This is a genomic window from candidate division KSB1 bacterium (genome assembly GCA_034506335.1).
Lineage (GTDB): Bacteria > Zhuqueibacterota > Zhuqueibacteria > JANLFK01 > Oleimicrobiaceae > Oleimicrobium.
Genome location: JAPDPR010000007.1, coordinates 1 through 14,278, shown reverse-complemented (window position 1 = coordinate 14,278; position 14,278 = coordinate 1). Strand labels below are relative to the sequence as shown.

9 protein-coding genes are annotated in these 14,278 nt (G+C 59.3%); 4 read left to right on the top strand and 5 right to left on the bottom strand.

Going from position 1 to position 14,278, the window contains the following annotated elements; translation table 11 throughout:
* Positions 1–13 precede the first annotated feature (13 nt).
* Positions 14–1,114 carry a hypothetical protein gene (locus tag ONB25_03990; GenBank protein MDZ7392051.1) on the top strand — a complete coding sequence of 367 codons (1,101 nt, stop codon included), beginning with the start codon at positions 14–16 and terminating at the stop codon, positions 1,112–1,114.
* Here the strand turns inward: ONB25_03990 and ONB25_03985 are convergent.
* The 5 genes from ONB25_03985 to ONB25_03965 all read right to left on the bottom strand — a co-directional run bounded on the left by ONB25_03985 (position 1,104) and on the right by ONB25_03965 (position 8,436).
* Positions 1,104–2,717 carry an amidohydrolase family protein gene (locus tag ONB25_03985; GenBank protein MDZ7392050.1) on the bottom strand — a complete coding sequence of 538 codons (1,614 nt, stop codon included), beginning with the start codon at positions 2,715–2,717 and terminating at the stop codon, positions 1,104–1,106. The genes ONB25_03990 and ONB25_03985 overlap by 11 nt on opposite strands.
* A gap of 67 nt (positions 2,718–2,784) precedes the next feature.
* A complete protein-coding gene (locus ONB25_03980; GenBank protein MDZ7392049.1) occupies positions 2,785–5,223 on the bottom strand; it encodes a carbohydrate-binding family 9-like protein in 2,439 nt (812 codons plus the stop codon).
* A 39-nt stretch (positions 5,224–5,262) separates the two neighbouring features.
* Entirely contained in the window at positions 5,263–6,261 is a 999-nt protein-coding gene (locus ONB25_03975) for a hypothetical protein (protein ID MDZ7392048.1), read from the bottom strand.
* A gap of 46 nt (positions 6,262–6,307) precedes the next feature.
* Positions 6,308–7,330: a dihydrodipicolinate synthase family protein gene (locus ONB25_03970; GenBank protein ID MDZ7392047.1), complete on the bottom strand. Its 1,023-nt coding sequence runs from the start codon at positions 7,328–7,330 to the stop codon at positions 6,308–6,310.
* A gap of 65 nt (positions 7,331–7,395) precedes the next feature.
* On the bottom strand, positions 7,396–8,436 hold the full coding sequence (locus ONB25_03965) for an NAD(P)-dependent oxidoreductase (GenBank protein ID MDZ7392046.1): 1,041 nt from the start codon (positions 8,434–8,436) through the stop codon (positions 7,396–7,398).
* A gap of 647 nt (positions 8,437–9,083) precedes the next feature.
* Here ONB25_03965 and ONB25_03960 point away from each other — a divergent pair.
* The 3 genes from ONB25_03960 to ONB25_03950 all read left to right on the top strand — a co-directional run.
* On the top strand, positions 9,084–11,720 hold the full coding sequence (locus ONB25_03960) for an FAD-dependent oxidoreductase (GenBank protein MDZ7392045.1): 2,637 nt from the start codon (positions 9,084–9,086) through the stop codon (positions 11,718–11,720).
* A complete protein-coding gene (locus ONB25_03955; GenBank protein ID MDZ7392044.1) occupies positions 11,708–12,478 on the top strand; it encodes a 3-ketoacyl-ACP reductase in 771 nt (256 codons plus the stop codon). The genes ONB25_03960 and ONB25_03955 overlap by 13 nt, the downstream gene beginning before the upstream one ends.
* A gap of 35 nt (positions 12,479–12,513) precedes the next feature.
* On the top strand, positions 12,514–14,278 hold a 1,765-nt coding region (locus ONB25_03950), incomplete at its 3' end, for an FAD-binding protein (GenBank protein ID MDZ7392043.1).

The window sequence follows — 14,278 nt, the reverse complement described above, 5'->3', positions numbered from 1 at the left end:
ATGAGATTCGGCCGTGACCAGTAAAGAGCGTGTTCACGCAGCCCTTCGCCGGGAACCCACAGACCGGGTCCCCATCTTCATGTGGTTTCACCCCGACACGGCAGCACGCCTGGGTAAAGTGCTGGAGATCCCGCCCTCCATGGTGGGGGAGGCGATGGGCAACGACGTGCGACAAACATGGGTGAACAACAACTACGCCATGGAGGGCATTGTCCATGCCTATGAGGGAGAGTGGCACACCGACTACTGGGGTATCAAGTGGGTCAAGCGCGGCGCATTCAACCAGCCGGAGTACCACCCGCTGGCGTACGCGTCTCCGGAGCAGGTTCGACAGTACACGTTCCCCATAGACCGGAAGGAATCACTGCTCGCGGAAATGGAGCCGGTGGTTCGCGGCGGGGAGTCTGCCTTCATTGGCTGCGACGTTTCGCCGTGCGCCTTTGAGATGTACTGCAGGTTGCGGGGCATGGAACAGGCCCTGGTGGACCTTGCAGCAGACGAGGATCTCGCCTGGAACCTCTTGCGCGCCTGTGCTGACTTTGCTGCGATGTTGGCGCAAGAGGCGTGCGCGCGCTTTCCGCTGGACTGGCTTTGGACCGGCGATGATGTGGCTTCCCACCGCGGTCTAATGATGAGTCCACAGACGTGGCGTCGACTTATCAAGCCGCACCTGGCCCGCGTGGTGGCCGTGGGGAAGAAAAGAGGCTTATGGGTGGCCTATCACTGTTGTGGGGCGATGCGGGAGATAATCCCGGACTTGATAGAAATCGGCGTGGACGTGCTCAACCCGATCCAGTGCAACTGCCCGGGGATGGAGCCCGGTGCGCTCAAGCGAGAGTTCGGGCAGGCTCTGTCCTTCATGGGAGGCCTGGACAACCTCCACACCATCCCGTATGGCACAGCCCATGAGGTCTATCTCTCAACGCGCGCGCTTATTGAGCAGATGACCATCGATGGGGGAGGCTACATCTTGGCCGCCTCGCACACAATTCCCCCCGAAGCGCCAGACGAGAACGTTTTCGCCTTGGTTGCCGCCGCCGGGGTAAGCAGGGAGGAGATCTTTGACAGGGCAGCTGATATTCGTGCGCGCGTGGAGGGCGAACCTACAGCGTAACCCGCTCGAGTATCTTCTGCATGTTTTTCCCCAAGATATTCCGCTTGTCCTCCTCTGGAAGGTCCGCATACGCGACCCAGCCAAACTGGGGATAAGGATCGCGCATCGGCGAGTCGGAGCCGTACAGGACGCGCTCAGAGCCAATCTCTTCCACCATGAACTCTATGACGCCGTTGGTCACCGAGGTGAGGGTAATTTCGAGGTACACGTTTGGGAACTGTTTTGCCAACGAGACGTGCTCCCGGGCTACTTTCCAGCTCGTGCCCGAATGCGCAAGGATGAAAGCAATGTTAGGATATCGGGCAGCGATGTCGGAGACCTCCTCCTTGAACTTGTCCGAGTAGTGAAGAAGGCAGAAAAGTCTGTGCGCGTCGCCGAAGCGGTACCATGGGTCGAACAGCGGATCGTTGTAGGGTATCTTCATGCGCGGGTAGTAAGGCTTCATGCCCAGGAAGCGGCATTGCTGGTGGTAGTAGTGGCACGCTTGCTCCCAGTCGGTCACATAGTTGGGGTCCAGCACGGCGTAGCCGACTATCTCGTCGGGGAACTGGCGCATGGCCTGGAGGGTGTCCTGGTTGCCCAACTCATAATCGCCCCAGATTGCCGTCCAGGAGCTCACGCACGTCTTTGCCACTCCCAGACGGCGGTTGCGCTCCACCACCGCCCGCGCGTCAGCAGAGTTCATAGCCACCCGGGATGCGCCTCTTCCGCCCGGCTGGGTGATGTGCGCGTGCGCATCAATAACAACCGAGTCCCGCACCGGCTGTGCACTTAGCGCTGCCCGCAGCACTTGGTCCGCACGATGGTAGGAGGTCTCGTACTGAGGGGGCAGCGAAGGGAGCCGCAGCAAACGCTGTAGATTCCCCCCTGCGATGGCGCGTTTCTGTGTCTCATTCAGCTCAGCATAGTCCACATATGCCCGGGCCGCCCCCATGCTCTTGATCAAGGCCTCGGTGCCGAAAAGGAGCCGCTCATGGCCGATCCGGTCACACCAGAATTCCAGCATGCGGTTGCCTTGGTAGTTGGAAAACTCGAAGTAGAGATTCGGGTACCGTTGCGCCAGAGGGGCCAATATGCGCGTGCTTTCCCACCGCACGCTGTGCAGGAGAAGATTGAGGCGGGGGAAGTGGCGACAAATCCATTCAACTTCTTCCCAGTCCATTTGGACAGCCTCATCGTATCGGCCCGCATCCACGATGAGCAAGATGCCGGCTTCCTGCAAACAGGAGAGCAAAGGGCCAAGTGTGGGCTCGTCTACACGGAACTCGAAAAGGCGCGGAAAAAGCTTGAGCGCACGTACGCCTGCGCTTTCCATTTGCTTGACCAGTTGCTCAGGAGGAGGAAACTCGCCGGTGTGGTGCGGGAGTCCGACCCAGCACGGGTACAAGCGGGGATGACGGCGGCACTCCTCGATCACAAGCGGATTCCCCACAGCAGGGTGCGTTTCGCGGGCCTGGTGGGCGTAGACCAATGCGCCGTGAATCTGACAACGTTCCATCTCTGCCAACAGTTGCTCCGTGCTCCACGGAGCACGAGGGTCCTTCGCCGCACGCCTGCCGATTGCCGCAAAACAGTCAAAGTAGATGATCGGTTCTTCTTTCATCGGTGCCGCGCCTTGTCGGGGTTACCTTTGGCTCGTTACTCTTCTGAGCTCGGTGGTGTAGGCCTCTTTATTCGAACTGGATGTACCCAAAGCGCCAGGGGAGGTGGAAGGCCCTGCGCGCGGTCGGGCTCCAGGCGTATAGGTGTGGATCTTTGCCCTTTTCCGGCGCGTCGATCCGGTAGAAATTGGCCCGCCACATGTCACCGGAACGTGCAGGGCAGTGGGGGGCGCCGTAGAGCTGTCCAAGTGGGATGGCCAGCTCGGCAGTCCATTCAGTGGCCTTCCCTGGGGCGTTGAGCTTGCCCTTGACTGCAGTGGCCGACCGCAGGCCCTCTGCGTCCCACTGCTTCAGACTCTTGAAGGTGCCCTCCGGATTTTGGGGCGTGCGCTCGTTAATCAAACAGGCGTCGAACACCACATTGCGTGGACTCACGTTGATCTCGTAGTACTGGTGAGGCGCATTGGCAGGATTCAAGAACACCTCCACGCACTCCTCATCATAAATCGCCCCATCCCGCTGTTTGATGGTTGCCCAGATGTGTTCGTCCTCGCACCGGAAACCGACGTAAAGGTAGCGATCGTCGTATAAGAGCCGGACTTCTGTGTGATAGCGAGGCGTGGTGCCGGTCACTGCGTCGCTCAAGAGGAGGGGTTCCGCGAGAGACCATGCAGGATCATTTAGCGTGCCATCCAAAGTCGGGGCCTGTGTGGTCCGCCTGCAGCGGACCAGCGGGAGTATGAGTGCTCGATCAGCGGTGGCCATGTCCACCACCAACCCCTTGCCGCCGTGTTGGATAAAAAGCTTGCGGCTCCCCACCTCGGCGTTCAAGAACGGCCCCCGGAACAGCCCATAGTCCTGGAAATCAATCACCTTCCCATTCAGGCGCCGTTCGCCGTGGAACGCGAACTGCATAACATCCCCGCCCGAGGTCGTGTAACTCACCATGGCCGTGGCCTCAAAGGTGTGGTGCACCAGGGTGTTTTGGCGGATACGTGCCTTGAAAGCCTCGAAACTGGGGTACTCTTCGCGTCCCGCAACCTCCACTACGCAGCCATTCCTTAGCGCATAGCTTCGTAGCCGGTAGCAGTCAGGCTCTTCTATCCACTCATATGGCTTGAGCGGGAAGTAGGCAATGTAGCAGCGCCCGGCCTCCACGAAAATCCACCCGGAACGATCAACTTCGCGGCGCTCCAGGTCCTTGGGAAAATAGGCGTCGATGTGGGGGAACTTTGTCCCTGGGGGGATGTCGTAGAGCACGATGATGGCATTCTTGTGCTGAAAAGTTTTCTCGTAGGGCGAACTAGAGGACCACTTGTTCTCGCTCCCGTAGTAGGTGTGGAAGCGCGTCACTTCGTCCAGCGCAAACTTCCTTTCCTCGGGGAAAAACATGCCTAGATCCTCTTCGCCGATGTAAGGGTGCACCGAGAAAATGGAGGCATGGGGGCTCTCCGTGACGAAGCTGACGTCCCACACGTGTTGCTGGATCGGTTGGAGAATGGCGCCGCCCATCATCGAACCCAGGGCGTAGTCTTTGGTCATGTAGGTGTATTTGTAGACCGGTGGATTCTTGACCGCGCCAAGGCGGATGACGTTGCGCACGCGCTTGGTTTCAGTATGGACATAAGGGGTGCTCCTATCAGTGCCAATGAGGTAGAGGACCTCCGGTAGCACAAAGTCACAGAGTGCTGCTGCCACAAGCGTGTCATCGAAGTGCGGTGCTGTCTGTCCGAATAGGAGCCACGCCCAGGCGTTCATTACCGAACCGGGGTGAGTCTTGTTTGTCAGGCGTTCGGGGTACTCGCGACTATGAGCACCGACGTACATCCCTTGCAGGTGCTCGACAGCAAAGTCCGCAATAAGCCAGTGGAGCATGGCCCGGGCGTTGTCGCGCATAACCGGGTCCTCTGCCCACTGGCAAAGGCCAAACATCGGCGTGATGAAAAAGGCCATGTAGGTTGGCGAATCGAATTCGCCCTGGCCAATTGTGGTTGTGGTGCGCATCCAATACTCTAACCAGCTCTTGGCTTCAGCCATGTTCTGCGCTGCGGATTTGCCCGTGTACCACCTCTCGGCCGGAAGGTCGGAAAACGCCTGCGCAGCCAGGTACAGGCCTGTGTAGTACATGGTGAGATGGTTCTCGGTGTCGCCGCGGTAAAAGCGGGCAGTGAGCATTGCGTCACGTACCCGCTGTTTGAGGCTATCTGGCAGTTCATCGCGTATTGCTAGGTAGCTTATCATCAGACTGTAGATGTCGAACATGCCGGATGGCGACTTGTCCAGGCGGCGGAGGGCGCGCCCAAAGTCCGCGAAACCCTGCTCACGATGCGCGCCGTTGTGGATCTTGGCTGCCGCAAGGAAAAAGCTTTCCCCTTTGCATGTATCCGCCCAGGCCAGCACCTGCCGAAGTCTGTCCTTGTACCCGGTTTCTACTGCTGAGGCCCCAGCGCAGGTGCCCACGAGCAGGATTGTTGTCGTTGCCAGGGTCGAAAGGAGAATCCGTGCCATGTCAGCGCTCCATGCTTTAGGTAATCGTTGCCAGAAGCTTCATTCGAAAAACATGTCCCACACCTGGCTCGTCTCCAGGCCGATGAAACGCCAGTGTGCCCCTCCATCCTTGCTCTGCCAAACCCCGTCGTTGAGGGTCCCCGCATAGACTGTGTTCTTGTCATCCGGATCCACAACTATCGCGTGAATGTCCAGCACGCGCAAACCGTTGTTCACGCTCTTCCATGTGGCCGCGGCATCTTCTGACTTGAAGACACCACCCTGAAAAGTACCCGCGTAAATGGTTCGATCATCCTGCGGCGCGAAGGCTAGGGCGTACACAGTTTTGTGCGTGAGCCCTGCGTTGGCCGGGTGCCAGCTGGTGCCCCTGTCTGTGGATAGCCAGACGCCGTCTTCTTCGGTGCCAGCTGCGAGCAAATTCGGGTATGCGGGGTGTTGGACAATGGTGCGCACCCCGAGCCCAAGAAGCCCAACCGGCTCCCAATGCTCTGCTGCGTCTTTACTCCTGCACACCCCTGCTTCAGTAGCACAGAACAGGAGGGAAGGAGTCTCCCGGTCCACGATTATCGCCGAGGTGAAAGTGCTTGCCAGACCGGTGTTCTTTTCCTCCCAGCTTGCCCCCCCATCCGTGCTCTTGAAAATACCGTAAGCCGAGGCGGTGTAAACAACGTTAGCATCGCTAGGATCGACGACCACCTTGAGGCATTCCGTTATGTCGCTCCCTGTGGTCAAGATCCAGTGTTCTCCGCCGTCGGGGGACTTTTGCACGCCGTTCCCGCAAGCCAGATAAAAAACGCGTTGTCCGTCCACAAGCCTGGTAGCGCCGGAGAAACACTTCGTGTAGTGCCAGCCGTAATGCTCCCATGTTTGACCGGAATCTTGCGTGGAAAAGAGGCCCACACTGGGAAAGTCGCGCTTTGACAGCCTGAAGACCTTTGTGCTACGCGTGACCACGTAAAGCGTGCGTGCCAGGAGTGACTGGGTGGGGTAGAGCAGTCCCAGGGCAAGCAGAATGAGGAAGCACATTCGTCTGTTCATGGCCTGTCCTCCGGAAGTGCCTTAGGCGACACTGGTAGCAAACCTGTTACCTGAGCCACTTGTCAAGATTGGCTCGGACAAAGTCATCATCATTGAGGTGCGGATAGGCGGCGTAGACGCGATCTATTTCCGCCTTTTGCCGGGGGGAGAGACGTTCCTGCGGGTCGAGTGTCCATGTTCCCTGCAAAAGTCCTTGTCGCCGCAGAACCTCGTGAATGCCGACGATGCAGCCTGCAAAGCCGTGGGCAGCATCGAAAAAGGCAGAGTTGCAGTCCGTCACTTGCACGCCGAGGGCGAGCAGATCTCCTGGCACAGGTTCGCCCTGCTTCACCAAGCTACGGATGCGCGTCAACAGTTCCACTGCCTTTCTCGTCCAGACTGCCCAATGGCCGAGAAGGCCACCCACGATGCGCACCGTCACCTGCGTTTGGCCGGTTCGAACGGCGAAAGGGGTGAGGAGGTCGCACACGATGTTGTCGTCGTTGCCGGTGTAGAGGGCGATTTCATCGGCACGGCCAGACTCGACCACGCCTCGGACTACGTCCAGCGTCTGGTAGCGATTGAACGGGGCAATTTTGATTGCGACGACGTTGTCAATGAGTGCGAAGCGCCGCCAGAAATCCACGTCCAGCGGGCGCCCTCCGACCGCTGGCTGCAGGTAAAACCCGAAAAGCGGGAGCACCCGAGCCACGGCCCGGCAGTGCGCAATGAGCTCGGCGTTGGAGGCCTGCTTAAGGGCAGAAAGGCTGACCAGGACTGTGTGGTATCCAAGCTCCCTTGCGAGCGTCGCTTCTCGCACCGCCTGCCGGGTTGTGCCAACCACACCTGCGACCTTGAGGATAGGCCTGCCTGTTGCCTTGGCGTAGGCGTCAACCTCTTCCGAGGCGAGTGCCAGGACGGGCCGGAGCAGATCCACGCCCTTTTTGCGGATAGCGAATTGGGTGGTGTGCACGGCCACGGCGACCCCTCCAGCCCCGGCGTCCAGGTAGTACCGTGTGAGGGCGCGCTGGTGCCGTTCGTCCAATCTTCGTCGCGGAGTGAGGGCAAGGGGGTGCGCAGGGATGACCATCCCAGCGCGCAGGCGCCCTGCCAGCTCAGAGGGAAGCTTCGGGTAGTCCACTGCCAGTCTCCCTGTCAGAATCTGCCGTTGCGCACCTCGAAATGAGTCGGCTTATGGAGAAGCGGGCCCCCCTTGTCCATCCAGTCAGCAGTCCAACGGATGAGCACCTCCAATGGCACGCGCGGATAGCCGAACAGACCGAAGGCCCGGGCCGCATTGCTCAACAAGGCCGTGCCGCTTTCTTCGCCAACAAAGCGGGGCACCTTGCCAAAGAGAGCCCCGAACTGGTGCGCCAACCAGCGTATGGATACGGTCTCCGGTCCCGTGATATTCAGCACTAACGGAGGGGCCTGGCAGTGCCGCAGGCAGCGCAGGACCATGGCGTTGACGTCGCCTTGCCAGATGACATTGACATGGCCCATGGTGAGGTCAATAGGTTCCTCTGCCAGAACCTTGCGTGCGACGTCCACCAGCACACCGTACCGCATTTCCACGGCGTAGTTCAGACGAATGAGCGCTACTGGGGTGCCATGAGTCCGCGAGCCGTAGTCGAACATTCGCTCCCTGCCCAGACAGGATTGGGCATATTCACCTACCGGCTGGGGAGGATCGTTTTCCAAAGAGCCACCGCTGGTGACTGGCACAAGGGGGTACACGCACCCAGTGGAAAAGGCGACAATACGCGACTTGCGAAAGCGTTCGGCGACCAGACCCGGCAGATAGCAGTTTATTGCCCACGTCAGGGCAAGGTTCTCGGTGGAACCGAATTTCATTCCCGCCATAAAGATCACATTCGGAGCATCGGGTAACCCCTCAAGCAGCGTGCGGTCCAACAGATCCCCATGGATGCACTGGATGCCTTCCCGTTCCAGCCGCACGCGCGCCTGGTCACTCTCAAACAGGGCTACCCCGATGATACGCCGCTTCTTGCCGGCGGCCTCCGATGCTTGGCGAGCCATGCGCGCGAGCGAAGGGCCTATCTTGCCACCAACCCCGAGGATGAGCAGGTCGCCGTCCAACTCGCCCATTGCTTCGGTGACCTCCGGCGTTGGCTCAGATAAGAGTCGTTCCAGATGCTCTTCGTCATGAATGGTCGACGGCCACGGCGCTGTCATCGTTACCTCCTTGTCACAAACGCGAGTTCCAATATATCAAATCGCGCCGAATAAAGCAAGGGATAAGGCGCACAACCGGCAGAACACGCCTCTTCTTGAGCTGCGCGCAGGGGCGTGGTGGAGCAGGTTTGTACTTGGAAAGCTCGCCTAGCCGACGTGCTGACGTAAGGCTCACCAAGTCGGGGGCCTATATGCGGCTCACCGGGGTGTGGGCAAATCCCGCGCGAAGAGGTGCCGGTGCTGGTGCTCAGGGGTGGCTCGGGACGCCGAGGGATGCTGGCGGCTCGATGGAGTAGCCTTTCTACTTGAAAGCACCTCTCTGGCTGGGAGGCAGCACGAGTCGAGACCTGCCCTTTGCAGCCAGTCTCCGGATATGGGTGTTGGTCGCGAGGAGCTAGGAGGGCCAGCTGCCCACCCCAGGGACCATATCTGTATGCAGCCGAGTCGAATACCGAGAATATGTCCTTTGAATTCCTTTGCGGTTTTGCTATATTTGCGCTCCTCGAGAAACGCACAAGCAGCCGTGACGGCCTGCCGAGGCCCAGCAATCCGGCTTTTGTTTAACCAAAGCGAACTCTCGCAGTTGCTTGGACGGGTCTTGCACCCTACCTCAATGACGGTGGTTCTTAGCCAACGATGGAGGCACCATGGCGCAACATCAGCGATTTCGGTTCAAGACAAAGGAGGAACTGTTCGCCAAGTTGGGGGAACTGGGGATCACCTTGCCATTCGACGAAGACGTGAGCGTGCTCTTTGACCGGGTCACTGTGGCGGGTCATACCCTTGCCAATCGCTTTTTGGTTCACCCGATCGAAGGTTTCGACGCCGGGCCGAGCGGTGGCCCGACCGAGCTTACCTATCGTCGGTACCGACGGTATGCTGCAGGCGGAAGTGCCTTCATCTGGTTCGAAGCCACTGCCGTGGTCCCAGAAGGCAGGTCGAACCCCCGTCAGTTGTGGCTTCACCCAGGGAATGTGGAGGACTTTGGCCGGCTGGTTGAACAGACGCGCAAGGCGGCACGTGAGGCATTCGGCGCTGAGCGGGAGCTGGTGTGTGTGCTTCAGCTGACCCACTCCGGGCGCTACTCCAAGCCCACTGGGAGGCCTGCACCCATCATCGCGCACCACAGTAGGGTTTTGGATCCGCTGCACCAGCTGCCACCCGATTACCCTCTCATTTCTGACAGCGAGCTGGACCGCCTCCAAGAGATGTATGTCGCGGCCGCACGACTCGCTGCCGAGGCCGGTTTTGACGGTGTCGATGTGAAGGCCTGTCACCGCTACTTGGTGTCGGAACTGCTTGCTTCATTTACTAGAGAGGGGAGCAAATATGGGGGATCCTTCGAGAATCGCACCCGCTTCCTCCGTGAGGTGGTGCAGAGGATCAAAGAAGAGGTGCCTGGCGTGTTTGTGACCACGCGCCTCAATGTGTATGACGCCATTGAGTACCCTTACGGCTTTGGCGTCTCCGAGGAGGATCACCGAGTCCCTGATTTGAAGGAGCCGATCGAGCTGATCGGCTTGCTGAAGCAGGAAGGTATGCCGGTCCTTAACCTCTCGATCGGTAATCCGTACTACAACCCGCATTATGGCCGTCCTTACGATTTCCCCATTAAAGGAGGCTACATCCCAGACGTTCACCCGTTGGAGGGCATTGAGCTCTTCTTGCGCATCACGCGGCAGATACAGCAGGCGCATCCCGACTTGTCGGTGGTGGGTTCGGGGTATTCGTGGCTGCGCTTTTTCTTGCCCTATGTGGCGGCGGGCGTCGTGCGCAATGGCTGGGCCACACTGATAGGGGTCGGGCGTGGAGCGTTGGCCTACCCTGATTTTGTGCGTGATCTTCAGAGTGTTGGTGTTATGGACCCGTACAAGTGCTGCATCTCCTGCTCGGCATGCACACAGATTATGCGTGATGGCCAAAGTACCGGATGCGTAATTCACGACAAGGAGATTTATGCCGCCAATTACCGCCTCGGCAGGAGGTTCGCGCTCGACCGCTTGAAGGAAGAGGCAGAGCGATGTCGCAACTGCGCCACGCCGTTTTGCCAGCGGGCATGTCCGGCCCAGATCGATGTGCCAGGCTTCATCAAGGCCTTCGCTGACGGCGATTTGCAGCGCGGTTATCAGCTCTTGACCGAGCGCAACGTCTTGCCTGAGATGTGCGCATACGTTTGTCCCACGGAAGTCCTCTGTGAGGGCTCGTGCGTAGAAAAAATCCTCACCGACAATGCTGTTGCTATCCGGGACATACAGCTTTTCCTAGCGAAAGAAGCCAGAGAGAGAGGTTTGGTGCAACAGATGGTGCCCGCCAATTCCACCGGTAAGAAGGTGGCAGTGGTGGGTGCAGGACCTGCCGGCCTGGCCTGTGCAATTGCCTTGGTGCGGAAAGGGCACTCGGTGGAAGTCCTGGAGGCCGCGGAACGGCCAGGGGGCGTGGTGCGCCATCTCATTCCAGCCTACCGAATTCCCTTTGAGAATGCCGACCGAGAGATGGAGGTCGTTCTCCGCTTGTTACCGAATGACCGCCTGCAGGTGAGGTACAAGACACCTCTTACGCCAGCGCGGAATCTGGAGGAGCTGCTCAAGCAATTCGATGCTGTATTCTTGGCTATTGGGTTACCCCAAGGGAAGTCGCTTGCCACCAAGGCCTATGAGAATCTCGTGAGCGCCATCGACTTTCTTGCCGAGGCCAAGAAGGCAGGACGCGTCGCTGTGCCCCGGACTGTGGCGGTCATCGGCGGGGGCAACACTGGAATGGACGCGGCGATTACCGCCAAGCAGAATGGCGCGCGCAACGTGTATGTGATGTGCTTTGAGTCCTTCGCCACGATGCCCGCGTGGCTGTCGGAGAAGCAACTTGCCCTTCTGCAGGACGTCCATTTCATGAATCTCTTCATGCCAAAGGGATACGTCGCCGATAATGGTAGGGTCAAGGCCGTGCGGTTGGCGCCCGTGGAGCTAGAGGACCCAGACGCGCGCGGATTTTGTGCTCCGCGTGAACTTCCGGGCGCAGAGTTTGAAATTCCAGTGGACATGGTAATTGAAGCCTTGGGGCAAAAGGTGCCTGATAACTTGCCCGAGCTTCTTCCCGGGGTCAAGCTCGGGCCCAATAAGCTTGTACTGGTGGGCCCGGGTCACCATGGGACCAGCAGGAGGGGGGTGTTCGCTGGTGGGGACATCGTGAACGGAGGCACCACTGCGGTGCAGGCTATTGCGGACGGACTTGCAGCTGCCGAAGAAATCGATGCCTATTTGCGGGAGGAATCGTTATGCGCCAAGTAGCTCTGGTCACCGGCGGCGCGCGCGGTATTGGCAGGGGGATCGCCGAAGCCCTAGCGCGCACCGGATTCGACGTGGTGGTGGACGATGTGCGCGAACCTGGTGAGGTCGAAGACACCCTGCAGGCGCTACAATCTATGGGCGTGGAGGCCTACTACGTCAAGGCGGACATCTCCAAGCCTGATGACCGCCAGCGGCTCGTCGACGAGTGCCGCTCGCGTTTTGGCAGGTTGGACCTGCTCGTCAACAACGCTGGTGTTGCTCCGGCACAGCGGCTCGACATTCTCGAAGCCAGCGAGGAGAGTTTTGACCGCGTGCTGGCCATCAACCTCAAGGGGCCCTACTTCTTAACGCAAGCGGTTGCCAACTGGATGATTGAGCAAAAGCGGCAGTTTCCGGAGCGCAGCCCGAAGATCGTGAACATCTCCTCCATTTCGGCCTACACCTCTTCGCCTTCGCGGGGCGAGTACTGCATCTCCAAGGCCGGCGTTTCCATGATGACTCTGCTTTTCGCGGATCGGCTGGCACCCTTTGGCATCAACGTCTACGAGATCCGGCCGGGGATAATCGCAACCGAGATGACCAGGGCGGTGAAAGACAAATACGATGCCCTCATCGCGCAAGGTTTGACCCCCATCGCGCGGTGGGGGCTGCCGGAGGACATCGGCAAGGCGGTCGCCGCCATCGCTTCCGGCGCTTTCCCCTTTTCTACAGGGGAAGTCTTCAATGTGGATGGAGGCTTTCACATACGGCGGCTGTAGCCCGTTTTGAGGCCCTTTTCGCAGGAGGCAAATTCATGCGCAAGTCAGAAGTGACGTTGGCCGGCAAGCGGCTTCCGGTCTACCGGTGCAATACCCTGGTCATCGGCAGCGGCGCGGCCGGACTGAACGCCGCTGTTACCCTAGTGGACAGGGGACAGGATGATGTCATCATCGTCACCGACCAGTGGGGGGGAGGCACCTCCAACAACACGGGCTCGGACAAGCAGACTTACTACAAGCTGTCCTTGTCCGGGGAGCTACCTGATTGCGCGCTGGACATGGCCCGCGACCTCGCGCAAGGGGGGAGCATGCATGGGGACATTGCCCTGTGTGAAGCGCAGAACTCCCTTCAGGCCTTTTTCCACCTGGTCAGTTTGGGGGTCCCCTTCCCGCACGACCGTTACGGGGCATTTGTGGGTTACAAGACGGACCACGACCCCCGGCAGCGTGCCACTTCCGCAGGGCCGCTGACCTCGCAGCTCATGTTTCAGGCTTTGGCGCAGGATGTCAAGCGAAAAGGGATCCCGGTGCTGGACCGGCACCAGGTCATAGCCCTGCTGACCGAAGGGCAGGGGGAGGAGAAACGGGTAGTGGGCGCGCTTGCGTTTGACCTGGCGAATATGGAAAACGACCGCCTCGGACTGGTGCTTTTCAATGCCACCAACGTGGTGCTGGCTACTGGCGGTCCTGCAGGCATCTACCGTGCTTCGGTCTATCCAGAGAGCCAACTGGGCGCCACTGGCATGGCACTGGAAATCGGGGCCATTGCCCAAAACCTCACCGAGTGGCAATACGGTCTGGCGTCAATTGGCTTTCGCTGGAACGTCTCGGGAACGTACCAACAGGTAATCCCTCGCTACATTTCCACGGCGTCGGATGGGAGCGACGAGCGGGAGTTTCTCAACAGCTATTTTCCCTCCATGGGAGCTCTTGCCACCGCCATCTTTCTCAAAGGCTATCAATGGCCATTCGACGCGCGTAAAGTGCCAAACCACGGTTCCTCGTTGATTGACCTCCTGGTTTACCAGGAAACGGTCCGCAAGGGCAGAAGGGTATTCATGGACTTTACACGAAACCCGAGCGGTGCTGGAGTGCTGGATGACTTCTCATTTGATTGTCTGGCCGAGGAGGCCCGCACCTATTTGGAACGTTCTGGCGCGCTGCTGCCCACACCGATCCAGCGCCTTGCAAAGATGAACCAGCCTGCCATCGATCTTTACCGCAGCCATGGCATCGACATCACGCGAGGCCCCCTTGAGATTGCGGTGTGCGCGCAGCACAACAATGGCGGACTGCAGGGCAATATCTGGTGGGAGTCCAATATCAAGCATCTGTTTCCCGTTGGAGAGGTCAACGGGACGCACGGTGTGTACCGTCCTGGGGGTTCAGCGCTCAATTCCGGGCAGGTGGGGAGTATGCGTGCCGCCACTTTTATCGCCAAGCGGTACAGGGAAGAACCGTTGAGCGATGCGCAGTTCGTGGCAGTTGTTGAGGGGCAGGTCGCGGCAAAGGCAGAGCTCGCGCAACGAATCCTGAGGGATGAAAGTCGGGACCACGGCCTGCATAGCAGTGCCCGCACGGAGCTCCAACAACGCATGTCCACCTACGGCGCACATATTCGCAGCGTGGACGGAGTAAGTAAGGCTTGCTCTGAAGCGTGGGAGCAGCTCGAACGTCTGCGCAGCCGCCTAGGTGTTAAGCATCCGGAGGAACTGCCGGAGGCCTTCCGGAACCTCGACCTCTGTCTCACGCATGCGGTCTACTTTGAAGCAATGAAGGAGTACCTGCACAAGGGCGGGC

Coding starts and splice junctions, on each gene's coding strand:
- ONB25_03985 (MDZ7392050.1), bottom strand. CDS start 2,717: ATGAAAGAAGAACCGATCATCTACTTTGACTGTTTTGCGGCAATCGGC.
- ONB25_03955 (MDZ7392044.1), top strand. CDS start 11,708: ATGCGCCAAGTAGCTCTGGTCACCGGCGGCGCGCGCGGTATTGGCAGG.
- ONB25_03970 (MDZ7392047.1), bottom strand. CDS start 7,330: ATGGTCATCCCTGCGCACCCCCTTGCCCTCACTCCGCGACGAAGATTG.
- ONB25_03960 (MDZ7392045.1), top strand. CDS start 9,084: ATGGCGCAACATCAGCGATTTCGGTTCAAGACAAAGGAGGAACTGTTC.
- ONB25_03965 (MDZ7392046.1), bottom strand. CDS start 8,436: ATGACAGCGCCGTGGCCGTCGACCATTCATGACGAAGAGCATCTGGAA.
- ONB25_03980 (MDZ7392049.1), bottom strand. CDS start 5,223: ATGGCACGGATTCTCCTTTCGACCCTGGCAACGACAACAATCCTGCTC.
- ONB25_03975 (MDZ7392048.1), bottom strand. CDS start 6,261: ATGAACAGACGAATGTGCTTCCTCATTCTGCTTGCCCTGGGACTGCTC.